Below are 26,946 nucleotides of genomic sequence, written 5' to 3'. Positions count from 1 at the left end.
AGAGCAGGCGCGTCCGATGAGCTCCGCCCAACCCGTTCCCGCTCCCAGCCCCTTGCCCGATGAGCGCAAGGCGCTGCTGGCCCGGGTCGTCGATGGGCTCGATGCGCCTTCGCTGTGGTGGCTTTCCGGCTATGCCGCCGGCCTCGCCCAGGGCCATGCCGGCCCGCAACTATCGCTGCTGCAGGGCCACGCGCCGCTCGCCGCGGCGACCCAGCGCGCCACCGTGGTCTACGGCAGCCAGACCGGCAACGCCAAGCGCGCCGCCGAAAAGCTGGCGCAGGAACTGGAGGCCGCCGGCCTCGGCGTGCGCCTGTTGCGTGCCGACGCCTACCCGCAACGCGAACTGGCCGGCGAACGCCTGCTGTACATCGTCATCAGCACGCAGGGCGAAGGCGATCCGCCGGACGACGCCATCGGCCTGGTCGAATTCATCGCCGGCAAGCGCGCGCCCAAGCTGCCCGAACTGAAGTTCGCCGTACTCGGCCTGGGCGATTCGTCGTACGCCGACTTCTGCGGCATCGGCCGCCGCCTGGATGCGCGCCTGGCCGAACTGGGCGCGCAACGCCTGTTCGCGCTGGGCGAAGCCGACCTCGACATCGACAGCATCGCCGCGCCGTGGCGCGCGCAGGCGCTGACCCATGCGCGCGAACTGCTGAAAGCGCCGGCCGTGCCGCTGGCCACGGTGACACCGTTGCGTCCGCACGGTGCCGTGTCTCCGCCTCCGGTGGCATGGACGCCCGAACGCCCCTTCAGCGCCGAAGTGCTGCTGAACCAGCGCATCAGCGGGCGCGCCTTCCGCAATGCGCCGTTCCGCCAGTACGGCCCGTTCGACAAGGACGTGCGCCACATCGAACTGTCGCTGGCCGGCAGCGGCCTGCATTACGAACCCGGCGATGCGCTGGGCGTGCGCCAGCGCAATCCGGCGCCGCTGGTCGATGCGGTATTGCAGGCCTTGCGCCTGGACGGCGACGAAGCGGTGACCCAGGCCGAAGAAACCCTGCCGTTGCGCGAGTGGCTGGCCGGCAAGCGCGAGCTGACCAAGCTGTCGCGGCCGTTCCTCGCCAGCCACGCCGCCCTGGGCCGTGCCGAAGCGCTGAACGATCTGCTTGCGCCTGCCCGCAACGCCGAGTTCGCCGCCCTGCTCGGCGACCACCAGCTGGTCGATGTGTTGCGCCGCTGGCCGGCGCCATGGGAAGCGGCGGAACTGGTCGCTGCCCTGCGTCCGCTGGCGCCGCGCCTGTATTCGATCGCTTCCAGCCGCAAGCGCGTCGGCGAGGAAGCGCATCTCACCGTCGACGTGCTGGACTACCAGGCCCATGGCCATGCCCACCTCGGCAGCGGCAGCGGCTTCCTCGCCGCGCTGGACGAAGGCGCGCACGCGCCGGTCTACGTCGAAGCCAACGAGCGCTTCCGCGTGCCCGCCGACGCGTCGCGCGACATCCTGATGGTCGGCCCCGGCACCGGCGTCGCCCCGTTCCGCGGCTTCGTGCAGGAGCGCGCCGAAACCGGCGCGGGCGGGCGCAACTGGCTGCTGTTCGGCGCGCGCCATTTCGACACCGGCTTCCTGTACCAGACCGAATGGCAGGATGCGTTGCGCAACGGCGAACTGCATCGGCTCGACGTGGCGTTCTCCCGCGACCAGGCCGAAAAGGTCTATGTGCAGCAGCGTCTGCGGGAAAACGGCCGCGAAGTCTGGGACTGGCTGCAGAACGGCGCGCATTTCTACGTCTGCGGCGCCATCGCCATGGGCAAGGACGTGCATGCCGCCCTGCTCGACATCGCTTCCGAGCACGGTGCGCTGGATCGCGACGCCGCGAGCGAATACCTGACCAAGTTGCAGACCGAGGGGCGCTACGCGCGCGACATTTACTGATGAGCCATCCCTCCGTAGAAGACATCAAACGCAACAGCCGCGGTCTGCGCGGCGGCATCGTCGAGGGGCTGCGCGACGCGACCACCGGATCGCTGTCGTTCGACGACCAGCGCACCATCAAGTTCCATGGCAGCTACCAGCAGGACGACCGCGACCTGCGCGACGAGCGCCGCCGGCAGAAGCTGGAACCGGCGCACCAGTTCATGATCCGCGTGCGCGCGCCGGGCGGCGTGTTCACCCCGCAGCAGTGGCTGAAGCTGGACGCCATCGCCACCACCTACGCCAACCATTCACTGCGCATTACCACCCGGCAGACGTTCCAGTTCCATGGCGTGGTCAAGCGCGAGCTGAAGACGACCATGCAGGCGATCAACGCCAGCCTCCTGGACACCATCTCCGCCTGCGGCGACGTCAACCGCAACGTGCTCGCGTCGAGCAACCCGCTGCAGTCGCGCCTGCACGCCGAAGTGCACGAATGGGCCCGGCGCCTGTCCGAAGCCTTCCTGCCGAAGACCCGCGCCTATTACGAAATCTGGCTCGATCAGGAAAAGCTGGCCGACAGCGGCGAGGAAGAAGACCCGGTCTACGGCCAGATCTACCTGCCGCGCAAGTTCAAGATGGCCGTGGCGGTGCCGCCGACCAACGATGTGGATGTGTTCGCCAACGACTTCGGCCTGATCGCCATCGTCGACGAAGCCGGCGGACTGGCCGGCTTCAACGTGACCATCGGCGGCGGCATGGGCGCCAGCCACGGCGATGCGGCGACCTACCCGCGCGTGGCCAACGTGATCGGCTTCGTGACCCCGGATCGTGCGATCGCCATAGCGAGCGCCGCGCTGACCGTGCAGCGCGACTTCGGCGACCGGGTCGAACGCAAGCACGCGCGCTTCAAGTACACCATCGACGACCGCGGCCTGGATTTCATCGTCGCGCAGATGGAGGAACGCGCCGGCTTCAAGCTGGAACCGCCCCGCCCCTGGCGCTTCGACACGAACGGCGACCGCTACGGCTGGGTCGAAGGCGAGGACGGCCGCTGGCACCTGACCCTGCGCATCGAAGCCGGCCGCCTCGCCGACCGCCCGGGCGCGCCGCACCTGAGCGGCTTGCGCGAGATCGCCAACGTGCATCGCGGGGAATTCCGCCTGACCGCGAACCAGAACCTGGTGGTCGCCGGCGTACCCGCCAGCGAGCGCGAGCGTATCGAAGCGCTGGTGCGCAGCCACGGGCTGGACGACGGCAGCCGCGCGCAGACCGCGCTGCAACGCGACGCCGTGGCCTGCGTCGCCCTGCCGACCTGCGCGCTGGCGATGGCCGAGGCCGAGCGTTACCTGCCCGACTTCACCGCGAAACTGACCCCGCTGCTGGACAAGCACGGCCTGCGCGACGCACCGATCCTGCTGCGCATCAGCGGTTGCCCGAACGGGTGCTCGCGGCCGTACCTCGGCGAAATCGCCCTGGTCGGCAAGGCGCCGGGCCGCTACAACCTGTTCCTCGGCGCCGACCATCGCGGCCAGCGGGTGAACACGCTGCACCGCGAGAACATCGTCGAAACCGAAATCCTCGATGCGCTGGACCCGTTGTTCGCGCGCTACGCCGGCGAACGCGAACACGGCGAGGGCTTCGGCGACTTCCTGCACCGCGCCGGCATCGTCGCCCTGCCGCCCTACCCGACGCACCGGCAAATTTCCCTGGAACTGCAATGAGCGCGCTGCCCTCCACCTTCGAACCCGCCGACCTGCACGACATCAATACGCAGCTGCAAGGCCTGAGCGCGGAAAAGCGCGTCGAATGGGCGCTGGCCAACGGCCAGGCGAACCACGCGCTGTCGTCGAGCTTCGGCGCGCAGTCGGCGGTGGCGTTGCACCTGCTGTCGTCGCAGCAACCGGACATCCCGGTGATCCTGGTCGACACCGGCTACCTGTTCGCGGAAACCTACCGCTTCGCCGACGAGCTGGTCGAACGCCTGCGGCTCAACCTGCGCGTCTACCGCCCGCTGGTCAGCCGCGCGTGGATGGAAGCGCGCCACGGCAAGCTGTGGGAACAGGGACTGGAAGGCATCGAACGCTACAACCACCTGCGCAAGGTCGAACCGCTGCGCCGTGCGCTGGAGGAACTCGACGTGCGCACCTGGTTCACCGGCCTGCGCCGCAGCCAGTCGGAAAGCCGGCGCGAAACCGCCTTCGTCGAACTGCGCAACGGCCGCCTGAAGGTCAACCCGCTGGCCGACTGGAGCGACCGCGACGTGTGGGTATACCTGAAGAAGCACGGCCTGCCCTACCACCCGCTGTGGGACGAAGGCTACGTGTCGATCGGCGACTTCCACACCACCACGCGCTGGCAACCGGGCATGCGCGAGGAGGACACGCGCTTCTTCGGCCTGAAACGCGAGTGCGGCATCCACGAAGCGGTGTGACTGCAGGAGCGGTTACAGCCGCGATGCTTTCGTAGAGTCGAGCTTGCTCGACTGCCTTTGCTGCGGAAACGTCGAACCGAGCATGCTCGGCTCTACAAAACATGACGTCGAACGAGAAGCCGTCGAGCAAGCTCGAATCTACGCAACCAAAGGTATCGCGGCTGAAGCCGCTCCCACCGATCAGGGCGTCTTGGTTTCCGTGTTCGCCGCGGGCATCGGCGCGCTCGGCCACACCACCGGCGCGAACGACTGCCACGGCTGGGTTTCCGCGGCGGCGGCCGCCGCTTCCTGTCGTGCCTTGGCCGCGGCGGCTTCTTCGGCTTCCTTTTCCGCCTTGGCCTTGGCCTCGGCTTCCGTATCCAGGGTGATCACCGCCGGCAGGTAACGTTCGACCAGCTTGAAGAAAGAGCGGTAGAACTCCGGATCCTGCACGGTCATGCTGCCGACCCGCACCAGCGAGTCGTCGGTGCTGCCGATCGGCACCGACAACGAACCCAGTCCGCCGACGCCGACGCTGGCCGAAGTGTTGCGCTTGCTCAGGTTGTAGCGCTCCTGGTTGGCGCTGGCCGATATCCACGACTGGCCCGATGCCAGCACCACGCAGGACACGCGCAGTTGCAGCTGCTCGTGCACTTCCGATTCGGGCTGGAAGTTCTTGCCGGCTTCGATCGCGTCCGGCGTCGCCTTGGCCACCACGTAGCCCTGGCTGAGCAGGGCGCGGCGCGCGGCTTCGCATACCTGCGCCGGCGCGTGTTCGAACGTGCGCGAGAAGGTGCCGTCGGCGTCGAAGGTCTCCTTGGCCAGCATCTCGCCCTTCTTCGACAGGGAAAGGCCGAAGCAACCGGTCAGCGACAATGCGGCGGCGAGCGCAACGGACGCGGGCAGGCAATTGCGAAACGGGAAGCGGGGCATGGGCTGGCGGAAGGTCGTGACCGCCGCATGATAACCCGCGTTTGGAAGCGCTTTCAGCGCGTGGTACCACGGTTCGCGCGAAACCGAGTGGTTTCGGATTGGTCGCGCGCATTCATCCGCGCGCATCGCCTACGAGGTGATCGTCTGGGTCAGCGATTCCCAGGTCGGCGGCACCGGCCAGCTCGCTTCCTGGTTGCCATCCAGCACGCGGCGCAGGTCGCGGCGATCGATCTGCGGGGCCAAGGCCTGCACCAGTTCCAGCGCGTAGTCGCGCAGCACGCGCTCGCGCGGCAACACCGCCCAGGCGATGCATTCGTCCACTTCCGCCGGCGCCGGCCAGGCGCGCAGGTCGGCATCGCCTGCGCCGATGGCCATTTCCGCCAGCAGGCCCACGCCGAGCCCGGCGCGCACGTAGGTCTTGATCAGGTCGGCATCGAGCGCGGTCAGGGCGATGTTCGGTTCCAGCCCGACGCGGGCGAAGGCGCGCTGCAGCGAAGAACCCGGTCGCGTCGACGATTCGTAGCTGATCAGCGGCTGCTGGGCGAGTTCGGCCATGCGCGGCGGCTGGCCGGTTTGCGCCAATGGATGTTCGCGTTGCACCACCACCAGGCGCCGCCAGCGATACAGCGGTACCGCGATGCCGGCCTGCGGCGTGTCGCCGGCGGTACTGATCACGGCGATGTCGGCATCGCCTTCGCCCAGCAGGTCCAGCGCGGCGCTTTCGGCGGCCTGCTGCAGGTGCACGCTGACCTGCGGATAGGCCTGCTTGATCCGGGCGATGGCCGGCGGCAGCACGAAGCGCGCCTGGGTATGGGTGGTGGCGAGGATCAGCTGGCCCTGGCTCTCGCGGCGCTGGTTGGCCGCATAAGTGCGGATGTTGTTGGCTTCGGCCAGCACCGCGCGGGCGCGCTCGATGACCACGGCGCCGGCCGGGGTCACCGTCTCCAGGCTGCGGCCCTTGCGCACGAACAGCAGGAAGCCCAGTTCGTCCTCCAGCTGCTTGAGCTGCTTGGACAGGCCGGGCTGGGTCGCATGCACGCGCGTCGCCGCCAGGGTGATGTTCAGGTCGGCGTCGGCGATGGCGATCAGGTAGCGGAGCTGGGTCAGCGTCATCGGCGCGGGCCGGACCGGTCATGAACAAAGGTGATAAGCGCGAATGTAGTGGATTTGGTCCCCTTCCTGCGCGCCTCGCCCATAACCGGAAGTCATATGTGGGAAGCGGGTCGTTATTTCCCAAGGCTTATAACCGGGCATTAGGTTGGCCTTCCCAACCCGGATCGCCGCCCGTGAGTGCCACCCTGTTTCCCCTGTTCGCCGACCTTCGCGACCGTCCGGTGCTGGTGGTCGGCGGCGGCACGGTGGCCGAGCGCAAGGTGGAAGCCCTGCTCCTTTCAGGCGCCCACCCGGTGGTCGGCGCCCCTGACTTGACCGCCCGCCTGCACGAGTGGCTGGAACAGGGCCGCCTGCGCTGGCGCGCAGGCGCCTTCCGGGCCGAGTGGCTCGACGATGCCTGGTTGGTCATAGCCGCCACCGACGACCCGGCGGTCAACCGCGCCGTGGCCGAGGCGGCGACGGCGCGGCGTTTGTTGACCAATGTGGTGGACGACGTCGAACTCTCCAGCTTCCAGGTCCCCGCGGTCGTGCGCCGCGGCGCGGTGCAGGTCGCCATCTCCAGTGGCGGCGGTGCGCCGATGCTGGCCCGCCACCTGCGCCGGCAGCTGGAAACCTGGCTCGACGAAACCTGGGGCGCGCTGGCGACTCTGTTCGCGGATCGCCGCCAACGCATTCGCGCCCGCTTCCCGAAACTGGGCGAACGTCGCCGCTTCTTCGAACGGATCCTCGCCGGCCCGTTACCGCGTCTGCTGCGCCAGCATCGCGATGGCGAAGCCGGGGCCTGGCTCGACGGCGCGCTGGACGGTGCGACACAGGTCGAATCCGGTTCGGTCGTGCTGGTCGGCGCCGGTCCCGGCGATCCGGGCCTGCTCACACTGCACGCCCTGCGCGCGTTGAACGAGGCCGACGTGATCCTGCACGACCGCCTGGTCAGCGACGACGTGTTGCAGCTCGCGCGACGCGACGCCGCGCGCATCGAAGTCGGCAAGTCATCCGGCCGGCACAGCACCGCGCAGGACGACATCCACGCGCTGATGCTGCGGCACGCCCGCGCGGGCCAGCGCGTGGTGCGGCTGAAAGGCGGCGACCCGTTCGTGTTCGGTCGCGGCGGCGAGGAACTGCAGTTCCTGCAGCGCCACGGCATTCCCTTCGAAGTCGTGCCCGGCATCACCGCCGCCGTCGCCTGCGCGGCCTACGCCGGCATTCCGTTGACCCATCGCGACCATGCGCAATCGCTGCGCCTGGTCACCGCGCATTGCAAGGATTCGCTGGACACCTTGGACTGGGCCGCGCTGGCGCAGCCGCGGCAGACCCTGGCCATCTACATGGGCGTGGCCGCGCTGGAAACGCTGCGCGACAAACTGGTCGCCGCGGGTCTGCCCGCGCACACGCCGTTCGCCATCGTCGAAAACGGTTCGCGCGCAGGGCAACGCGTCATCGCCGGCACCCTGGACGCACTGGCCGAAACCGCACGGCATCACGCGGCGCAATCGCCCGCGCTGCTGATCGTCGGCGAAGTCGCTGCGCTGGCCGACACGCTGCACTGGTTCGGCACGCCGCCGCTGCGGCTGCCACATCCCGACAACATGCCCGCGGCTACGCTTGCCCGCGCCGCCTGATCCTTACAGGAGAGAACCCATGGCCATCCACGACAGCATCCTCGACACCATCGGCCGCACCCCGGTGGTCAGGCTCCATCGCGTCGCGCCCAGGCATGTGCAGCTGTACGCGAAGGTGGAATCGTTCAACCCCGGCGGTTCGGTCAAGGATCGCCTCGCCCTGGCCATCGTGCTCGATGCCGAAGCCAAGGGCCTGCTGAAGCCCGGCGACACCATCGTCGAAGCGACTTCCGGCAATACCGGCGTCGCCCTGGCGATGGTCGCCGCCGCGCGCGGCTACAAATTCGTGGCGACGATGGCGGAAAGCTTCTCGATCGAACGCCGTAAGCTGATGAGAGCCTACGGTGCCAAGGTGATCCTGACCCCGGCCGCCGAGCGCGGCAGCGGCATGGTGCGCAAGGCCGAGGAACTGGCGGCGAAGCATGGCTGGTTCCTCGCCCGCCAGTTCGCCAACCCGGCCAATCCGGCCTACCACCGCCAGACCACGGCCGCAGAAATCCTGCGCGATTTCGCCGGCCAGCGCCTCGACCATTTCGTCAGCGGCTGGGGCACCGGCGGCACCCTGACCGGCGTCGGCGACGTGCTGCGCGTGGCCCGTCCGGAAGTGAAGATCACCGCCGCCGAGCCCGCGGCCGCGCCATTGTTGCAAGGCAAGGAATGGTCGCCGCACAAGATCCAGGGCTGGACCCCGGACTTCGTGCCCGAAGTCCTGAACCGCGACGTCGCCGACCAGATCCTGTCGATCGCCGATGCGGACGCCATCGCCACCTCGCGCCGCCTGGCCGCTGAGGAAGGCATCTTCGTCGGCATCTCCGCCGGCGCCACGGTGCACGCGGCCCTGCAGGTGGCGGAACAGGCCAGCGAAGGCTCGGTGATCCTCGCCGTGCTGCCCGACACCGGCGAGCGCTATTTCTCCACGCCGCTGTTCGAAGGCGTCAACGAGGGTTCCGACGACGAGTGGCTGGCGTCACTGGGCTGACTGATCGGTGTGGGAGTGACTACGGCATGCCGTGGTCGGTAAGTCGCAATGCCTTTTGGTCCGGAATAAAGTCAAAAGCAATCGCGACTTACGTCGCTCCCACAATCACGTTTCATACAACTCCAGCGGCAAGCCATCCGGATCGGCGAAGAAGGTGAAGCGCCGGCCGGTATATTCGTCGACCCGGATCGGTTCGCATTCGACGCCATGGCCGGACAAGTGCTTCACCGAGGCATCCAGGTCGACCACGCGGAAGGCCAGATGACGCAGGCCGCAGGCTTCAGGCCGCGACACGCGTGCGGGCGGATCGGGGAAGGAGAACAGTTCGATCTGCGTGTTCGCATCCACCCGCAGGTCGAGCTTCCATGAGTCGCGCGCTGCGCGATAGGCCTCGGCGACGATCTGCAGGCCCAGTACTTCGGCGTAGAAGCGCTTCGAGCGCGTGTAGTCGGAAGCGATGATGGCGACGTGGTGGATGCCGGCGATGTCCATGCACGGATTCTACCGGTCGGCCGCAACGCTCCGTGCACCGCGTTGTTGCCATAGCCGGCCCGGCGTCCTAGGCTCGCCGGACCCACGAGGGAGAACGCGCCATGTCGTCCCGCATTCCGGCTTTCCTGCTCGCCGTCCTGCTCGCCATGCCTGGCTTCGTCGCACGTGCCGCGGAACCGGCCACGCCCAACGCCTATCTCGACAACAGCGGCCGCGACGACGTGCTGTCCGGCGGCGCGAAACTGATCCCGATCCACACGCCGGCCGGCGACTTCAAGGTCTGGACCAAGCGTGTCGGCAACAACCCGAAGATCAAGTTGCTGTTGCTGCACGGCGGCCCCGGCGCCACCCACGAGTACTTCGAAGCCTTCGACAGCTGGCTGCCCGCGGCGGGCGTCGAGTACTACTACTACGACCAACTCGGTTCCGCCTACAGCGACCAGCCCGACGATCCGCGTCTGCTCGATACCGACCGCTTCGTCGAGGAAGTCGAACAGGTACGCAAGGCCCTGAAGCTGGATCAAGACAATTTCTACCTGCTGGGACACTCGTGGGGCGGCATCCTCGCGATGGAGTACGCGCTGAAATATCCGCAGCACCTAAAGGGGCTGATCATCTCGAACATGATGTCGAGCATCCCCGCGTACAACCGCTACGCCCGCGAGACGCTCGAGCCGCAGATGGATCCGGCCGCGCTGGCCGAGATCAAGAGCATGGAAGCGGCGAAGCAGTTCGACGATCCGCGCTACATGCAGCTGCTGATGCCGCATTACGAAGCGCACATCCTGCGCATGCCCGCCGCGCAATGGCCGGATCCGGTCAACCGCGCCTTCGCCAAGCTCAACAAGAAGGTGTACGTGCCGATGCAGGGCCCGAGCGAACTGGGCGCCAGCGGCATCCTCGAGAATTGGGATCGCACCAACGACCTGGCGAAGATCCCGGTGCCGACGCTGGTCATCGGCGCGCGTTACGACACCATGGATCCGGCCTTCATGGAAGCGATGAGCAAGCGCCTGCCGCAAGGCCGCTATCTGTATTGCCCCACGGGCAGCCACATGGCGATGTACGACGACCAGGCCACTTACATGCGCGGGTTGATCGATTTCCTGCACGCAACGGCTGGTGCGGAAGCAAGGCACTGACGCAGCGATTCGCCCGGCTCGTCGAAGCAAGTATCCTGCCACGCGCCCGCGTCGACCGATCACTTCGTCTTCACTTCCAATCACCCGGTCTTCACGAAAATAATCTCGTTTTCACGCCTTTTTCGCGTTAGATCACGGATTGCGCGCGAACGGTGCGCGGCATGATCGCGACGTCGGCGTTCTTTCAGGAATGCCGAACCATACTTGGCGGCCGTTATGCCGTGACCAGGGTCGCCAGTGAAGTACCGCGCGCACATCGACGGATTGAGGGCGGTCGCCGTACTGCCCGTGATCCTCTTCCACGCGGGCTTTTCGTTCTTCAGCGGCGGCTACGTCGGCGTCGACGTCTTCTTCGTGATCAGTGGCTACCTGATCACCACCCTGCTCCTCGGCGACCTGGAATCGGGCAGGTTCAGCATCATCAACTTCTACGAGCGCCGCGCCAGGCGAATCCTGCCGGCGCTGTTCGTGGTCCTGCTGGTCTGCCTGCCGTTCGCCTGGATGTGGCTGGACGAAGAAGAGCTCAAGGATTTCTCGCAGAGCCTGGTGGCGGTGTCGTTCTTTTCGTCGAACATCCTGTTCTGGATCAAGACCGACTACTTCGCGGCCAACGCGGAACTGTGGCCCCTGCTGCATACGTGGAGCCTCGGCGTCGAGGAACAGTATTACCTGGCGATCCCGCTGATCATGTGGCTGGCGTGGCGCTACGCACGGCGGATGATCGTTCCGGTATTCACGGTCATGGTCGTGGCCAGTTTCGCGGCCGCGGTCGTGCTGGTCGACCGCTACCCGGCCGCGACCTTCTACCTGTTGCATACGCGGGCCTGGGAACTGCTGGCCGGCGGCATCCTCGCCGTACTGACCTTCAAATCCAAGATCGACCTCGCGCCATCGACCCATCAGGCCCTCAGCCTGGCCGGATTGGGCATGGTCATGGCTTCGATCTTCTTCTTCACCGAGAAGACGCCCTTCCCCAGCGCATACACCCTGCTCCCGGTGCTGGGCAGCGTGCTGATCATCATGTCCGCGCAACCTGGCACGCTGGCGCACCGCCTGCTGTCGAACAAGATGCTGGTCGGGATCGGCCTGATCAGCTACAGCGCCTACCTGTGGCACCAGCCGATCTTCGCCTTCGCCCGGCATAGGCTGATCAGGCCGCCGACCCAACTCGAATACGCCGGCCTGGCCGCGCTGTCCCTGGCATTGGCCTACTTGAGCTGGCGTTTCGTCGAAAACCCGTTCCGGGACAAATCGCGGGTCGACCGGAAGCGCATCTTCGCGCTTTCCTTCGTGGGCATCGCGGGCTTCGCCCTGCTGGGGCTGTATGGGCATATGCGTGGCGGGTTTCCGCAACGCCTGCAGAAGATCGAGCATGCCCGGGAATTCAAGCTCGCGGCCATCAACAACGGCTGGTGCTTCTACAGCGTGGACACGATCGGCAGCCTGCGGATCGGGCCAGAAGGGACCAAGTGCTGGCTCGGAGACACAAGCGGCGAGCCTACGGCTTCCGGCGTGCTGTTCGGCGATTCTTTCGCAGGCCAGTACGAGCCATTCTGGGGTGTGGTGGGCTCGCATGCGCGGCTCAGGTTGAACGCCATCACCACCAATTGGTGCTACCCCGGCTTCTCGGACGGCTTTACCGGCCCCACGGGTAGCCCGGCCTACCGGCAGTGCCTGTACAACCGGAAATACGTGAAAGACCACCTCGACACCTACGATTTCGTGGTGCTCGCGGGTCACTGGACGCAAATCGCCGAGCAAGGGCATTTGCAGGACGTCATCGATGCCCTGAACGAAATCGCGGCGACCGGCAAACCGGTGATCGTCATGCCCAGTCCGAAGCTGTACGACCTCAGCCCGCTGTCGGCCTACAAGAAGAGCATCATGTTCGACCGGCCGTTCTCGATGTCGACGATCGGCAGCCATCGCGATGACGCCGCCCGCAAGGCCAACGAGACCATGCGCAGCGCCGCCGCGAAATGGCCCAACGCCGTCTACATCGACCGATCGGACCTGTTCACGGTCGACGGCAGGATGTCCGGTCTGGATGCCGGGGGGATCCCCTTCTCGCTGGACAGCGGGCACATCAGCATCCATGGGGCAAAGGCGAGTGCGGATGGATTCCTGCGCACGGCCAAGTATCGGGAGATCGTCGAGCTCGCCCAGCCTCCCGGGCCAGACGGTAGTCCTGTTCGTAATTGACATCGCATCCGGTTGCCGATTCCGTTTCCAGAAAAGAAAACGCCGGCTCGCGCCGGCGTTGTTTCGACTGTCATTCCGAGGCGAAGCCGAGGATCTGTTTTCTTCGGATGCCTGTGAGAAAGCAGATCCCTCACTGCGTTCGGGACGACAAGCGGAGGGTCGGAAAGGAAACGAAAGAATCAGCCTTCCCACTTGCCCAGCGCGGCGAGACCGTTTTCCTTCGCGCGTTCGTATACGATGGCCTGCGCCTTGGCGAAATTGCCGACCAGGTCCTGCGACCACAGCTTCAGCGCGGCCTGCTGCATCGCGCGGCCGTAAGAGAAACTCAGCGGCCACGGCAGGTTGCCGAGCTGGTTCATCGCGTTGAGATGGGCGGTGGATTGCTCGTCGGTCTGGCCGCCGGACAGGAACACGACGCCCGGCAGGATCGACGGCACCGTGCTCTTCAGGCACATCACCGTGGATTCGGCGACTTCGTCGACATCCGCCTGGTCCGGGCAATCCTTGCCGGCGATGACCATCGATGCCTTCAGGATGGTGCCTTCCAGCAGCACGTTCTGTTCGTACAGCGCGTTGAACAGCGCGCGCAGCGTGGCTTCGGTGACGTCGTAGCAGGTCTCGATGTCGTGGTTGCCGTCCATCAGCACTTCCGGCTCGACCATCGGCACCAGGCCCTGCTCCTGGCACAGCGCGGCATAGCGCGCCAGCGCGTGCGCATTGGCCTCGATGCAGGTGCCGGTGGGGATGTCTTCGCCGATGTTGATCACCGCACGCCACTTGGCGAAGCGCGCGCCCAGGCCGTAGTACTCCTTGAGGCGATCGCGCAGGCCGTCGAGGCCTTCGGTCACCACTTCGCCCGGGCAGCCGGCCAGGGCGTGCGTGCCCTTGTCGACCTTGATGCCGGGGATCATGCCGTTCTGGCTCATGTACTTGGCGAACGGCACGCCATCGCTGGTCGACTGGCGGATGGTTTCGTCGAACAGGATCGCGCCCGAGATGTAGTCGGACAGCTTCGGCGTGGTCAGCAGCAGTTCGCGGTAGCGGCGGCGGTTCTCTTCGGTGTTGTCGATGCCGACGCCAGCGAAGCGCTTGGCGCAGGTGCTGCTCGATTCGTCGATGGCGATGATGCCCTTGCCGGCGGCCACCATGGCCTGGGCAGTTTCGGCAAGCTGTTCGATGCTCATGGGGGGATCCTTTGAAGTCTGCGCGAGGGGAAAATACCAATTATAGACCACACCCCGGCTTCTGTAGGAGCGTCCCTTAGGGCGCGACCAGAAGCGTGGTGCTGCGCGGACAGTTCCGAGGGCAGGAAGTCTGTGGTCGCGCCCAAGAGGGCGCCTACAACTCGCCCAACCCCTCGGCCTTGCCGCTTTCTCCCAACTGCAACAACCGCAGGGTGTTGGTGGCGCCGTGCTGCTGCATGGTGTCGCCGCTGGTGAAGACGACCCGGTCGCCGGTCGCCAGCAGGCCGCGGTCGAACAGCATGGCCAGCGAATCGCGCGCGGCCTCGCGCGGGGCCAGGCCGCGGCTGTCGAAGGCGATGGGGAACACGTCGCGCATCAGCGCCATGCGGCGGCGCGCGCCGTCGTGGCGCGAGAACGCGTACACCGGTGCGCCCGAACGGAACCGCGTCAGGTAGCGCGCGGTGCCGCCCGATTCGGTCATCGCCACGATCGCGCGCACGCCGATGTGCTCGCTGAGGAACATCGTCGCCATGGCGATGGCCTGGTCGGCGCGCTCCAAGTCGCGCGGCGCCTTCTCGAAGTCGGTGTCGGCATGGAACTGTTTTTCCGCGCCGACGCAGATGCGCGCCATCGCCTCGACCGCCTTGACTGGCCATGCGCCGGCCGCGGTCTCGGCCGAAAGCATCACCGCATCGGTGCCGTCGATCACCGCGTTGGCCACGTCCAGCACTTCGGCGCGGGTCGGGATCGGGCTTTCGACCATCGACTGCAGCATCTGCGTCGCGGTGATCACCACGCGGTTGCGCGCCAGCGATTCGCGGATGATCTTCTTCTGCAGGCCCGGCAGCTCGGCGTCGCCGATCTCCACGCCCAAGTCGCCGCGCGCGACCATCACCACGTCGCTGGCTTCGATGATCTCGGCGAGGTTCTCGATCGCCTCGGTACGTTCGATCTTCGACACCAGCGCCGCATCGCTGCCGTTCGCGCGGGCAATGCGGCGGGCCTCGTTCATGTCCTCGGCGTTGCGGCAGAACGACACCGCGATGAAATCGACGCCGATGTTGCTGGCGACATAGGCGATGATTTCCTTGTCGCGCTCGGTCAGCGCACCCAGCGACAGGCCGCCGCCCTGCTTGTTCAGGCCCTTGCGGTCGGACAGCACGCCGTCGTTGAGGACCGAGCAGACCACGCGCTCGCCTTCGACGCTTTCCACGCGCAACTGCATCAGGCCGTCGTCGAGCAGCAGCACGTCGCCGTGCGCCACGTCGCCGGGCAGGCCGAGGTAGCTGACGCCGACCTGCGAGGCGTCGCCGGGAGGCGCATCGGGGCTGGCGACCAGATCGAAACGCTCGCCGGCCTTCAGCGTCACCTTGCCGTCGGCGAAGCGCTCGATGCGGATCTTCGGTCCCGGCAGGTCGGCGAGGATGCCGACTTCGGCACCGACGCGCTGTGCGGCCAGGCGCACGGCGGCGGCGCGCTTGGCCTGTCCCGAGGGATCGCCGTGGGAGAAGTTCAGGCGCACCACGTTGACGCCGGCGCGGAACAGGTCCTCGAGCACGCCGGGCGGGTCGGTGGCGGGGCCGAGGGTGGCGAGAATCTTGGTGCGACGCGCGTGTTCGATGGTCATTGCGGAGGTTCCTGAAGGCGGCGGAACGCTAACACAATGCTCCGCTCCCGCGACGGAGTGGACAAACGCATGCGACGCGCGGTGCACATGTGCACCGCGCGCATCGCCGCGGCAAATGAAAAAGGCCTTGATTCAAGGCCTTTTCCAGCAAACGCCGCATTCGCGCAATGGTATTTTTTTGGTCTCGGGACCGCGCGAACTTGTTGCAGCCGCACAGCCCGTTGCGCAACCGGTCAGCCGGCGCGCGCCTGCAGCGCGGCGACCGCCGGCAAGATCTTGCCTTCAAGGAACTCGAGGAAGGCGCCGCCGCCGGTGGAGATGTACGACACGTCCTTCTCGATGCCGAACTTGTCCACCGCCGCGAGGGTGTCGCCGCCGCCGGCGATGGAGAACGCAGCGGATTCGGCGATGGCATGGGCGACGGTTTCGGTGCCGCGTTCGAAGGCCTTGAACTCGAACACGCCGACCGGACCGTTCCAGACCACGGTACCGGCCTTGCCGATCATCTGCGCATAGCGCGTCGCGGTCTCGGGGCCGATATCCAGGATCATGTCACCGGCTTCGACCGCATCGACCGCCTTCATCGTGGCTGGCGCGTCGGCGGCGAAGGCCGGGGCCACGACGACGTCGGTCGGCACCGGGATCTCGGCGCCGCGCGCCTTGGCGTCGGCCATGATCTTCTTCGCGGTGTCGATCAGGTCCATCTCGACCAGCGACTTGCCGACGTCGTAGCCCTCCGCGGCAATGAAGGTGTTGGCGATGCCGCCGCCGACGATCAGCTGGTCGACCTTGCCGACCAGGTTCGCCAGCAGCTCCAGCTTGGTGCTGACCTTGCTGCCGGCGACGATGGCCAGCAGCGGGCGCGCCGGGTTGTCGAGCGCCTTGGCCAGCGCGTCGAGTTCGGCCATCAGCAGCGGGCCGCCGGCCGCGACCGGGGCGAAACGGATCGCGCCATGGGTCGAAGCCTGCGCACGATGAGCGGTGCCGAATGCGTCCATCACGAACACGTCGCACAGCGCCGCGTACTTCTTCGACAGCGCTTCGTCGTCCTTGCCCTCGCCGATGTTCATGCGGCAGTTTTCCAGCAGCACCAGCTGGCCGGGCTTCACCTCCACGCCGTCGACCCAGTCCTTCACCAGCGGCACGTCGACGCCGAGCAGTTCCGACAGGCGCGCAGCCACCGGCGCCAGCGAGTCTTCCTCGGTCCAGGTGCCTTCCTTCGGCCGGCCCAGGTGCGAGGTGACCATCACCGCCGCGCCCTTCTGCAGGGCCAGCTTCAAGGTCGGCAGCGAAGCTACGATGCGCTGTTCGGAAGTGATCCGGCCATTGTCGATCGGCACGTTCAGGTCCTGCCGGATCAGCACGCGCTTGCCGGTCAGGTCGAGGTCGGTCATGCGGACGATGGACATGCGCGGGGAACTCCTGGAATGGGGAGCGGTATTGTCCGCCGCCGCCGCCGCACCTTCAAATCACGCGGCGGGCGCTCATGCGTCCACGCCGAGGATCGGCAGTTTCAGCGGCTTCGGCCGCGAGCGGTCCAGGCCCATTCCATAGCGCAGGCTGGCGCCGATGTGCATGGCGTGCTCGTACATCAGCTCGGCCTGCGCCGGCGGCAGCACTTCATGCACGGTGAGCCGCCACAGGCCCAGCCAGCGGCCGAAATGCTCGTCGGTGATCGGCAGCGGCCGGTGCACGGCCATCGGATTGCCGCGATATTCCCGCACGCCCAGCGTCACCGAGGCCCAGAACCGCACCAGGGCCGCCTTGTGTTCGTCCCAGTCGTGCACGATGGGGTTGAACACCGGGCCGAGCACCGCATCGCGCCGGACCTTGTCGTAGAACGCGTCGACCAGGCGGACGATGTCGCCGCGTTCCGGTAATGGCTCTGCTGTCATGCGCGTATTTTGCGCCCAGGCGCCGCAACACGCATGCGCAACGAGCTCAGGCGTCGCTGCCGGGCTTCTTCAGCAGGCTGAAGGCGAACCCCGCCACGAGCAGCGCGCCACCCACCAGCAGCGCCCACAGCAGCCAGGATTTCCAGTCGCGCTGCTTCGGTGCCGGCGTCAGCGCCCGCTCGCCTGCGAGGAGCTGCATCGTGCCGAGCGTGGCTTCGGCAGGTTGCCAATCGGGCCCGCGCTGCTGGCGCAAGGCATCGACCAGCTGGGGGATGGGCGCATCCGTACGCTGTGCGCGTGCACTGCCTGCCAGCAAGGCGTATGGTCCTTTGCCTTCGGCCAGGAACACCAGCACTTCGGGACGGTAGCCCAGGCGCAGGCGCGGTGGATCGCCGGCGATGGCTTCGCGCGGCGACAGGCGCCAGTAACGGTCGCGCGCAACCTCCTGCAATGGCTGAGGCGGCGAACGGCTGGACTTGCCGGCGCTGTCCACGCGATAGGACATCCACGGCTCGGCGGCGAGCTCCCATGGTCCATCTTCGATGTCGCGCGATTTCAGCACCCAATGGTTCGTGCTGTTGCCGGGTATCGCGACGTCGGCCACTTCGACCGGGAAGCGGCCGTCCAGCCGGTACACGAAGGCCTCGGTACCGTTCTCGACGACGCGCTGCGGTGCCAGCTCCAGCCATTGCCAATCCACTGCATTGGCGTGGGCAGCGGTTTCGACGTGCACGGAAGCGATGCGCAACGGGCGCTGGTCGTCCTGCATCGGCACCAAGCGCAGGTAGCGTGCCTGTACCGGCCTGGACAGGACGATGCGGTGCTCGGCCAGTCGCTGGCCGTTGTTTTCCAGGTCGATCAGGCGCGCGTCGTCCTGCACTTCCTGCCAGCTCTTCAGCTCGTCCGAGGCCGCCAGCCGGAAACGCAGCTCGAACGGCGCCTGTCCCGGCGCCCAATCGAGCCGCAAGGCGGTGATGGGTTGCTTCACCCGGCTGGTGTCGATCAGGTATTCCCCGGCGACGCCATCGGTCGCAGTCGCGTCGGGGCGCATTTCCACCCGGCGCAGGCTGCCATCGGTGGCGATTTCGCTGATCGCAGCCACGTCGCGCGAAAGCGAAGTGCCCGCACGAGGCAACGGAAACCACGGCACCTCCAACGCCGGCGCGGATTGCGCCAACGGCTGGTCGGCCCGGAACAACGCCGACGCCACCGGCACGGCGTCGGCGTTGGCCACCACCAGGTCCTTCGCCGCGGGCGATTGCATCCGTTGATAGACCTGCGGTGTCAGGATGACCCGATAGGCGCCGGCGTCAGCGCTGGAAAGCACCAGGGGCCATTGCTGCACGAAGTCCTCGCGCACGCCAGCGAATACCGCCAGCGGCAGCAGGGCCAGCCAGAGCCAACGTTTCATCTGCTTCATGCGGGTTTTTCCTCGGAAACGACACGGGGCGGCGCCGGCGCCAGGTAGCCGACCACCGTGCACAACAGGCCGTAGCCGATGAACGAGCCGATGCCCAACAGGTTGCCCAGGTGCTGGCGGTCGACCAGCACCAGCTTCGCCAGCACCACGCCCATCAGCACCGCGCCGGCCAGCCACAGCATGCGCTGGCCGCGACGCGAACCGATCACCCACCCCAACACGCCCAGCACGCTCCACACGATGGTCAGGCTGGTCTGCGCGAGGCTGGTGGCCACCAACCCGCCATCCCAAGGCTCGCCACCCCAATGATGCACGGCATGCAGCACCACCGAAGTCACCCAGGCGAACGCCACCAGCGAGAGCGTGACGACCCATACCGACGATGCCTTGCTGTCGCGAAGGCTGGGCAGCCGCCAGCAGGCTGCGAGCACCAGCACACCGAGTTGCGCCAGTTCCATCGGATTCAGCACCGGTATCCATGGCAACGGCGATGCGGCGCCAGCCACGAACAACGTACACAGCCACCACAACGCCAGCACCAGGAACAGCGCGCGCAGCAACGAGGCCTTCCATACGGCAAAACGTTCGCCCAGCGGCGCGGCAATCCAGCGCCAGCGGAACAGCGCCATCGCCGCGACCGCCAGCCATGGCAATGCCAGCAACGCGAATTGCCAGCCTTGGCCCATGCCGCCGATGCGATCGGGCAACCACCCCAACAGCAGGCTCGCCGCCAGCGGCCACACCAGCCACCATACGAATTGCGCGGCTCCGGCCAGGCGATGTTCGCTGTCCCGCAGGCACAACAAACTGCGGATGCCCAGCGCCAGATAAACCAGCCATGCCCACGCGCCGAGCGGGCCGGCGAACGGTTGCTGGTGCGCCGCCGTTTGCCAGAGCGCCAACGGCACCGCCAATGCCAGCGCGACCAGCGTCGTCCAGACAAGCGCGGAAGCAGGACGACGACGATGCACTTCCGCGGCCAACCAACCGCTCAGCGCCGCGAACATCAGGATCGCATCGGCTTCGGCATGCCATGCTGGCGGCAGAAACCGGTCGAACTCGCGCAACGCGGCGCCGCACCACCACGCCAATCCCCACAGGTAATACACCAGCGCGAATTGCGCCTGGCCGGCCGCACGATAGGTCCACGCGCTGGCGAATCCGGCCACGGCGATCAGCAGCGCGCCCATGAAGGTCGGATTGGCCACCGCCACCGCATCGAAGCGCCACACATCCACCGCCACCAGCAACGCGACCGCCGCCGCCAATTGCAGGCCGGCGCCGCTGACCTGCGGCAACCAGCGCCGCTGGCGCAAACCCAGCCATGCCAAGGCCGCTCCCTCCAGCGCGAATACCGACGCGGTGGCGCGCGCCGACAACGCCAGCGGCACCGCAAGCGTGGCGAAGCCGACCGCCAGCAGGGCGTACGCCTGGGTAAGCGCGTCGTAATCCTTGTGCCGGCGCAGCCACCAGGACAACGCCGCGTACAACACACCCAACCCCAGCGCACAGAACGCCAGCGGCAGGCGATTCGCTTCGAAGCTGCCGCCCTGCATCAATCCCGCCTGCAACGAGAACGCCACCAGCGGCGCGCCGAACACCAGGCAACCATCGATGAAATCGCGTCGACTGGCCGGCTGGCGGCGCGCGAACAACAAGGGAATCAGCAGGTAGAACACGAAGAACAGCGCCAGGAACGGCTGCGTGCTCGCGTATTTCTCCGGCGCGTAATCCAGCGCGCCCCAGACCGTGCCGATGCCGAAGGTGAAGGCGAAGCCCAGCAGGTTGAGCACGCGCCACGACTTGTACCAGGCGATGCCGACGATGGCGGCGTTCAACACCGCGTAATACGAGAACAGTGCGACATGGTTGCCGCTGCCGGTGGACAGCCAGATCGGCGCGAGGAAACCCGCGAGCAGCGCGAACACGGCCAGCGCCTTCGCATCCTGCAGCACCGCCAGCATGCCGGCGCCGGCCACCAGCGCCACGCTCAATGCGAATGCCGCGCCCACCGGCATCAGCGTGAATATCTTGAAGGCCGCGAACACCACCAGCAGCAGCACGCCGATTGCGCCGCCCTGCAGGCTCAGGGCGAAGGTGCGGTTGCTTTCGCGCTTGCGCCAGGCGAATACCAGCGCTCCCAGCGCAGCGGCGGCGATGCCGGCCAGGCGCAGTTCCGGCGGCAAGGTGAACCAGCCCTGGTCGGCGCCGTACTTCAGCAGGGCGGCCACGCCGGCGAACAGCACCAGCATGCCGATCTTCACCGGCACGTTGCCCACGGTGAACCAGCGTTGCACGGCACGGAGGGCGGTGGTGGCGAAATCCGGGCGCGAGGGCCGGGCCGAGCGGGGCTCACGTGGCGGCATCGGCGACGCCGGTTCGGCGGGCCGTTCCATCCTCGGCGGAATCGGCGGAATCGGCGGCGGCACTGCGGAACGAGCGGAAGCTGCGGGCGCGGGAATGGGGCCCGGCGCGGGCGCAGGCTCGCGGACCAATTCCGCCAGCGTGGGACCGAAATCCGCCTCGACGTCCTGCACCGCCGGTCGCTCGGGCGCAGGCGCGGCAACGCGCAGGGCACGCAACTGCTCGACCTGCTCCTCGAGCGTCGCCACGCGGCGCTTCAGGCCGCTGACCGACACCAGTGCGACGATGAGCAACACCGGCATGGCCAGTACGACCAGGCCCACCAGCGCCAACAACCCCGCCACATCATCCATTCCCCGACCTCGCCCTGTGCGTGTTCCGGTTCAAGGACGGGGAATGCCCCGCCTTCCGGCCGTCCATGCAGCCGCGCCCGCAGCCTCGGGCATGACCCCGCGATTTGCAAGATTCCGATCCGCGAGCGGCAACGGACGACCCGTCCGGTATCGTCCGGCGATCCCCGGAAACGACACGGGCGCCCCGAGGCGCCCGTGTCGACGGAAACGAGATGGACCGGCGGCTTACTTCGCCGCGACGACCTTGACCATTTCGAGGCACTTGTTCGAGTAGCCCCATTCGTTGTCGTACCAGCTGACCAGCTTGACGAAGGTCGGGTCGAGGGCGATGCCGGCATCGGCGTCGAACACCGAGGTGCAGGTCTCGCCGCGGAAGTCGGTGGCGACGACCTTGTCCTCGGTGTAGCCGAGGATGCCCTTCAGCGCGCCTTCGCTCTGCGCCTTCATCTCCGCGCAGATCTCGGCGTAGGTCGCCGGCTTTTCCAGTTCGCAGGTCAGGTCGACCACCGACACGTCGCTGGTCGGCACGCGGAAGCTCATGCCGGTCAGCTTCTTGTTCAGCGCCGGGATCACCACGCCGACCGCCTTGGCCGCGCCGGTGCTGGACGGGATGATGTTCTCGAGGATGCCGCGGCCGCCGCGCCAGTCCTTGTTCGATGGGCCGTCGACGGTCTTCTGCGTCGCGGTGGCGGCGTGCACGGTGGTCATCAGGCCGCGCTTGATGCCCCATTTGTCGTTGATCACCTTGGCGATCGGGGCCAGGCAGTTGGTCGTGCACGAGGCGTTGGAAATGATCGCCTCGCCGTTGTAGGTCTTGTCGTTGACGCCGTAGACGAACATCGGGGTGTCGTCCTTCGACGGCGCCGACAGCACGACCTTCTTCGCGCCGGCATCGAGGTGCTTCTGCGCGGTGGCCTTGTCGAGGAACAGGCCGGTGGATTCGATGACCACTTCCGCACCGACTTCGTCCCACTTCAGGTTGGCCGGGTCGCGTTCCTGGGTCAGGCGGATCTTCTGGCCGTTGACGATCAGGGTGTTGCCTTCGACCTTCACCTCGCCCTTGAAGCGGCCGTGCACCGAGTCGTAGCTCAGCATGTAGGCCAGGTAGTCGGGTTCCAGCAGGTCGTTGATCGCGACGATCTCGATCTCGCCAGCGAAGTTCTGCACGGCGGAACGGAGCACGTTGCGCCCGATGCGGCCGAAACCGTTGATGCCAACCTTGATTGCCATGTTTTCGCGCTCCTGCGGCCGCACCGAGCGGCGGTGTGGAAGGGGATCGGCATTTTAGCAGGGATGCGCGGGGCGGCCGTGCACGGGCCTCGCGGCGCCTTGACTCCGATCAAGGTGCGCCCGGGTCCGCACGCGGAAACTGGCGCCATTCCCCACAGTAGAGATGCCAACGATGAACAAGCCCCTGACCCTTGCCGCCCTCGTGCTGGCCATGGCCGCTTCGCCCTCCGCGTTCGCCCAGTCGAAGGGCGATTGGACGCTGGGCGTCGGCCTGCACCATGTCGACCCAAAGTCGGACAACGGCCGCCTGGACGCCACCGCGCTCGGCCTCGGCCGGCTTCCGCCGACGGAGGTAGGGGGCAGCGTGCGGCCGACCTTCACCTACGAGTACTTCCTGCGGGACAACCTCGGCATCGAAGTGCTGGCCGCGCTGCCGTTCGAACACGACATCGCCATCCAGGGCGTCGGCCGCGTCGGCAGCGCGAAACAGCTTCCGCCGGTGGTCTCGCTGCAGTACCACTTCGCCAATGGCAGCAAGCTCACCCCCTTCGTCGGCGTGGGCCTCAACTACACCACCTTCTTCGGCGAAGACACCCGCGGCGCGCTGGCCGGCACCGAACTCAAGCTCGATGATTCGTGGGGCGCAGCGGCCCACGTCGGCGTCGATTTCGCCCTCAGCGAACGCAGCTCGCTGCGCCTCGACGCCCGCTGGGCCGACATCGACACGGATGTCTCGGTCAATGGCGTCGCCGTCGGCAAGGCGGAAATCGACCCGCTGGTCTATGGCGCCGCCCTCGTGGTCAAGTTCTGACCGCGGTCCGCCGACAGGTACGGGTCGTGCCGGCTAGAATGCCGGCATGACCCGTTTCGTACTGCTGTTCTCATTGGCCGTGTTGCTGACGCTGGCGCCCGCCGCGCTGGCCTGGGGCGACCTGGGCCATCGCATGGTCGGCGACCTGGCCGCGCGCCAGCTGACGCCGGCCGCACGTGCCGAAGTGGCCCGCCTGCTGGCCGGCGAACCGGAACCGACGCTCGGTGGCGTGGCCAACTGGGCCGACGACCTGCGCAACACCGATCCGGAGCGTTTCAAGGCAACCTCGCGCTGGCATTACATCAACGCCAAGGGCGGCGGCTGCGCCTTCGACGTCGCCCGCGACTGCCCCGACGGCAACTGCGTGGTCGCGGCGATCGAGGCGCAACGCAAGATCCTGGCCGATCGCAGCCAGCCGCAGGCCGCACGCCGCGATGCGCTGAAGTTCATCGTCCACCTGGTCGGCGACGTGCACCAGCCGATGCATGCGGGCAACCGCACCGACGCCGGCGGCAACAAGTTCCAGGTCAGCCTGCGCACCGACATCCCGCCGGAAGCCTATGCGCGCAACAATTACGTCGACGGCGTGATGGGCACCAACCTGCATTCGGTGTGGGATTACTACATCCTCGCCTCGCGCGGCCTTTCGGCGAAGCGCTATGCGAAGCTGCTGGCCGCGCAACCGGCGCCGGCCACCGGCGGCAATACGCCGCTGGACTGGGCCGAAACCTCCTGCCAGCTCATCGATCAGCGCCAGCTGTATCCGGCGGAACACAAGATGGACCGCGGCTACCTCGACGCGATGCGGCCGCTGGCCGAACAACGCGTCCGCGAAGCCGGCCTGCATCTTGCCCAGCTGTTGAACCAGACGCTCGATCCCGGCGCGAAATGAACGCGCCGCGGGTCACGCCGTTCTTCCATGCGGCCAGCAACACCTGGAGTTACGTCGTCGCCGATGCCGCTACGCAGGCCGCCGCGATCGTCGATCCGGTGCTCGACTTCGAACCGGCCAGCGGACGGACGTCCACCGCTTCGGCGCAGGCGTTGCTGGACTTCGTCCGCACACAGGCGCTGGACGTGGCATGGATCGTGGAAACGCACGCGCATGCGGACCACCTCAGCGCCGGGCACTGGCTGAAGCGGCAATTGCCGGATGCGCGCCTGGCCATCGGCGAAGGCATTCGCCAGGTGCAGCGGACGTTCCGCGATGTCTACCATCTCGGCGATGGTTTCCCGGTCGACGGTTCGCAGTTCGACCACTTGTTCGCCGACGGCGAGGCCTTCGCCATCGGCGCATTGCAGGCACAGGTCATCGCCGTGCCGGGACACACCAGCGACAGTTGCGCCTACCTGGTCGGCGATGCCTTGTTTACCGGCGATTCGCTGTTCATGCCCGACGGCGGCACCGCGCGCTGCGACTTTCCCGGCGGCAGCGCGGCGACGCTGTACCGTTCGATCCGGCGCATGTACGCGCTGCCCGACGCGACCCGGGTGTTCGTCTGCCACGACTACGGTCCGGGCGGACGCGCCGTCGCCTGCGAAACGACCATCGGCGCGCAGAAACGCGACAACATCCATGTCCGCGCGGACACGGAGGAAGCGCAATTCGTGCAGGTGCGCGAAACGCGCGACGCGACCCTGGCGATGCCGGCGCTGATGCTGCCGGCGGTGCAGGTGAACATCCGCGCCGGCGCGTTGCCGGAAGCGGAAGAGAATGGCGTGCGCTATCTCAAGCTGCCGCTGGATCGGTTCTGAGCGCGAGGATCCGGACTATCCGTTTTCGTCATCCCGAGCGTAGCGAGGGATCTGTTTTGAAAGCAGATCCCTCGCTACGCTCGGGATGACAATCGCGAGTGTTCCTGCGGACTCGCAAGAAACCGTATCGCTTTAAGCCAGCGCCGTGTCGATGCGGATTTCCCCGGTCAACACCTTGTGGATCGGGCACGCATTGGCGACCTGCAGCAGGCGTTCGCGCTGCGCGCCGTCGAGCTCGCCGATCAGTTCCACGCGACGGCGGATATCGCTGCCCGCCGCGGGCTTGCCGTCGGGGTTGAACTCCAGCTCCACCCGCACGCCGGACAGCGGCCATTGCTTGCGTTGCGCGTACATCGTCACGGTGACCGCGGTGCAGGTGCCGAGCGAGGCCAGCAGCAACTGCTCCGGGGCCGGACCGACGTTTCCGCCGCCGGCCTCCAGCGGCTCGTCCGCCAGCCAGCGATGGCCGTGGTTGTCTTCCAGTTCGACGGCGTAAGGCGTGGTGCCGATGCTTGCGCGTACCGTGGAAACGGCCATCCCCAATCTCCCTGTCAGTCCATCCGGCCGAACTTGCCGTTGTTGAAGTCGCTGATCGCCTGGCTGATTTCCTGCGGACTGTTCATCACGAACGGACCATAGCCGACCACCGGCTCGTCGATCGGTTCGCCAGCGAGCAGCAGCAGTTTGGCATCGCTGTTGGCTTCGATGCTCACGCCGGTGCCCTCGGTGGACAGCGTGGCCATCTGCTTTTCGCGCAGCACTTCGGCGCCATTGACCATCACCGTGCCGGCCAGCACCACCAGCAGCGTGGTCCAGCCTTCCGGTTGCGGCAATTCGACCGACTTGCCGGCGCCCAGGCGCACGTCCCAGACATTGATCGGGCTGAAGGTGCTGGCCGGACCGAGCTTGCCGTTGTAGTCGCCGGCGATCACGCGCAGCGTGCCCGCGCCTTCCGGCAGCGCTACCGCGGGGATGTCGGCGTCGAGGATGCCCTGGTAGCCCGGTGCGGTCATCTTGTGCTTCTTCGGCAGGTTGACCCACAGCTGCACCATCTCGAACGGGCCGCCGCGCTTGGCGTATTCGGTCGAATGGAATTCCTCGTGCAGGATGCCGCCGCCGGCGGTCATCCACTGCACGTCGCCGCGGCCGATCACCCCGCCCTTGCCGGTCGAGTCGCGATGCTCGACTTCGCCTTCGTAGACGATGGTGACGGTCTCGAAGCCGCGGTGCGGATGCTGGCCGACGCCGCGCCGCTGCGTGGTCGGCTCGAACGTGGTCGGCGCTGCGTAATCCAGCATGAGGAACGGACTGCGCGCGGGCACGCCCGGACCGCTGTAACCGAACATTCCGTGCACCGGGAATCCGTCGCCGACCCAATGCCGGCCGGGCGCCGAGCCGATCTCGATGATCTTCTTCATGGTTGCCTCCACTCTTCCGGCCGGATCGGCCGCCGGACGACAAGATGCGCCCGCGGTGTTGCCGGAACCAGCCCTGCGCGCATGCCGAACCGTCCCATATTCGGAACAATATTAGGGATAGTACGGAATTTCGGCTTCCTCCGG

22 protein-coding genes are annotated in these 26,946 nt (G+C 67.1%); 10 read left to right on the top strand and 12 right to left on the bottom strand.

The annotated features are described in order from the left end of the window. Window positions 1-16 precede the first annotated feature (16 nt). From J5837_RS08315 to J5837_RS08305, 3 genes are read left to right on the top strand one after another with little or no spacing between them, the layout of a single operon-like run. Window positions 17-1,873 (top strand): assimilatory sulfite reductase (NADPH) flavoprotein subunit, encoded by a 1,857-nt coding sequence (locus J5837_RS08315; RefSeq protein WP_210536314.1) that lies wholly within the window; start codon window positions 17-19, stop codon window positions 1,871-1,873. Beyond that, window positions 1,873-3,576, top strand: a complete 1,704-nt coding sequence (gene cysI / locus J5837_RS08310; protein ID WP_210536313.1) for an assimilatory sulfite reductase (NADPH) hemoprotein subunit — start codon at window positions 1,873-1,875, stop codon at window positions 3,574-3,576. Before J5837_RS08315 ends, cysI begins: the two co-directional genes overlap by 1 nt. Continuing rightward, a complete protein-coding gene (locus J5837_RS08305; protein ID WP_210536312.1) occupies window positions 3,573-4,286 on the top strand; it encodes a phosphoadenylyl-sulfate reductase in 714 nt (237 codons plus the stop codon). The genes cysI and J5837_RS08305 overlap by 4 nt, the downstream gene beginning before the upstream one ends. 180 nt (window positions 4,287-4,466) lie before the next feature. Here the strand turns inward: J5837_RS08305 and J5837_RS08300 are convergent, their stop codons facing one another. Together J5837_RS08300 and J5837_RS08295 are read right to left on the bottom strand one after the other, a co-directional pair. Beyond that, entirely contained in the window at window positions 4,467-5,198 is a 732-nt protein-coding gene (locus J5837_RS08300) for a DUF2242 domain-containing protein (protein ID WP_244755844.1), read from the bottom strand. A gap of 129 nt (window positions 5,199-5,327) precedes the next feature. Next, window positions 5,328-6,311: a LysR family transcriptional regulator gene (locus J5837_RS08295; protein WP_210536311.1), complete on the bottom strand. Its 984-nt coding sequence runs from the start codon at window positions 6,309-6,311 to the stop codon at window positions 5,328-5,330. Window positions 6,312-6,484: 173 nt separating this feature from the next. On the opposite strand from J5837_RS08295, the gene cysG reads away from it, so the two are divergent. Together cysG and cysK are read left to right on the top strand one after the other, a co-directional pair. Next, on the top strand, window positions 6,485-7,930 hold the full coding sequence (gene cysG, locus J5837_RS08290; RefSeq protein ID WP_342345520.1) for a siroheme synthase CysG: 1,446 nt from the start codon (window positions 6,485-6,487) through the stop codon (window positions 7,928-7,930). A 19-nt stretch (window positions 7,931-7,949) separates the two neighbouring features. Then, window positions 7,950-8,909, top strand: a complete 960-nt coding sequence (cysK, locus tag J5837_RS08285; protein WP_210536309.1) for a cysteine synthase A — start codon at window positions 7,950-7,952, stop codon at window positions 8,907-8,909. Window positions 8,910-9,014: 105 nt separating this feature from the next. On the opposite strand, the gene gloA2 is transcribed toward cysK, so the two are convergent. Next, window positions 9,015-9,401: an SMU1112c/YaeR family gloxylase I-like metalloprotein gene (gloA2, locus tag J5837_RS08280; protein WP_210536308.1), complete on the bottom strand. Its 387-nt coding sequence runs from the start codon at window positions 9,399-9,401 to the stop codon at window positions 9,015-9,017. A gap of 101 nt (window positions 9,402-9,502) precedes the next feature. Between gloA2 and J5837_RS08275 the strand changes: the two genes are divergently transcribed. Beyond that, window positions 9,503-10,543 carry a proline iminopeptidase-family hydrolase gene (locus J5837_RS08275; RefSeq protein ID WP_210536307.1) on the top strand — a complete coding sequence of 347 codons (1,041 nt, stop codon included), beginning with the start codon at window positions 9,503-9,505 and terminating at the stop codon, window positions 10,541-10,543. A 237-nt stretch (window positions 10,544-10,780) separates the two neighbouring features. Beyond that, the gene (locus tag J5837_RS16565; RefSeq protein ID WP_210536306.1) at window positions 10,781-12,745 is read left to right on the top strand and encodes an acyltransferase family protein; all 1,965 of its coding nucleotides are present in this window, start codon (window positions 10,781-10,783) and stop codon (window positions 12,743-12,745) included. 179 nt (window positions 12,746-12,924) lie between these two features. On the opposite strand, the gene J5837_RS08265 is transcribed toward J5837_RS16565, so the two are convergent. From J5837_RS08265 to gap, 7 genes are all read right to left on the bottom strand, one after another. Then, window positions 12,925-13,929, bottom strand: a complete 1,005-nt coding sequence (locus J5837_RS08265) for a class I fructose-bisphosphate aldolase (RefSeq protein ID WP_210536305.1) — start codon at window positions 13,927-13,929, stop codon at window positions 12,925-12,927. Window positions 13,930-14,083: 154 nt separating this feature from the next. After that, window positions 14,084-15,556, bottom strand: a complete 1,473-nt coding sequence (gene pyk / locus J5837_RS08260; protein ID WP_210536304.1) for a pyruvate kinase — start codon at window positions 15,554-15,556, stop codon at window positions 14,084-14,086. Window positions 15,557-15,789: 233 nt separating this feature from the next. Continuing rightward, window positions 15,790-16,965: a phosphoglycerate kinase gene (locus J5837_RS08255; RefSeq protein WP_210536303.1), complete on the bottom strand. Its 1,176-nt coding sequence runs from the start codon at window positions 16,963-16,965 to the stop codon at window positions 15,790-15,792. A 75-nt stretch (window positions 16,966-17,040) separates the two neighbouring features. After that, complete coding sequence (locus J5837_RS08250; RefSeq protein ID WP_210536302.1) at window positions 17,041-17,451, bottom strand: group III truncated hemoglobin; 411 nt, start codon at window positions 17,449-17,451, stop codon at window positions 17,041-17,043. 46 nt (window positions 17,452-17,497) lie between these two features. Continuing rightward, window positions 17,498-18,862: a DUF3999 domain-containing protein gene (locus J5837_RS08245; RefSeq protein ID WP_210536301.1), complete on the bottom strand. Its 1,365-nt coding sequence runs from the start codon at window positions 18,860-18,862 to the stop codon at window positions 17,498-17,500. 5 nt (window positions 18,863-18,867) lie between these two features. Continuing rightward, window positions 18,868-21,579: a DUF2339 domain-containing protein gene (locus tag J5837_RS08240; protein ID WP_210536983.1), complete on the bottom strand. Its 2,712-nt coding sequence runs from the start codon at window positions 21,577-21,579 to the stop codon at window positions 18,868-18,870. 234 nt (window positions 21,580-21,813) lie between these two features. Then, window positions 21,814-22,818: a type I glyceraldehyde-3-phosphate dehydrogenase gene (gap, locus tag J5837_RS08235; protein WP_210536300.1), complete on the bottom strand. Its 1,005-nt coding sequence runs from the start codon at window positions 22,816-22,818 to the stop codon at window positions 21,814-21,816. A gap of 172 nt (window positions 22,819-22,990) precedes the next feature. Between gap and J5837_RS08230 the strand changes: the two genes are divergently transcribed. From J5837_RS08230 to J5837_RS08220, 3 genes are read left to right on the top strand one after another with little or no spacing between them, the layout of a single operon-like run. Continuing rightward, entirely contained in the window at window positions 22,991-23,629 is a 639-nt protein-coding gene (locus J5837_RS08230; RefSeq protein ID WP_210536299.1) for an OmpW/AlkL family protein, read from the top strand. Window positions 23,630-23,675: 46 nt separating this feature from the next. After that, window positions 23,676-24,521 (top strand): S1/P1 nuclease, encoded by an 846-nt coding sequence (locus J5837_RS08225; RefSeq protein WP_210536298.1) that lies wholly within the window; start codon window positions 23,676-23,678, stop codon window positions 24,519-24,521. Further along, the gene (locus J5837_RS08220) at window positions 24,518-25,384 is read left to right on the top strand and encodes an MBL fold metallo-hydrolase (RefSeq protein ID WP_210536297.1); all 867 of its coding nucleotides are present in this window, start codon (window positions 24,518-24,520) and stop codon (window positions 25,382-25,384) included. Before J5837_RS08225 ends, J5837_RS08220 begins: the two co-directional genes overlap by 4 nt. A gap of 132 nt (window positions 25,385-25,516) precedes the next feature. Here J5837_RS08220 and J5837_RS08215 read toward each other — a convergent pair whose 3' ends face one another. After that, complete coding sequence (locus J5837_RS08215; protein WP_210536296.1) at window positions 25,517-25,921, bottom strand: OsmC family protein; 405 nt, start codon at window positions 25,919-25,921, stop codon at window positions 25,517-25,519. A gap of 14 nt (window positions 25,922-25,935) precedes the next feature. Next, the gene (locus J5837_RS08210) at window positions 25,936-26,802 is read right to left on the bottom strand and encodes a pirin family protein (RefSeq protein WP_210536295.1); all 867 of its coding nucleotides are present in this window, start codon (window positions 26,800-26,802) and stop codon (window positions 25,936-25,938) included. Window positions 26,803-26,946: the final 144 nt, after the last annotated feature.

Source organism: Pseudoxanthomonas helianthi (assembly GCF_017939625.1).
Lineage (GTDB): Bacteria > Pseudomonadota > Gammaproteobacteria > Xanthomonadales > Xanthomonadaceae > Pseudoxanthomonas_A > Pseudoxanthomonas_A helianthi.
This window is presented reverse-complemented; position numbering and strand designations above follow the sequence as displayed.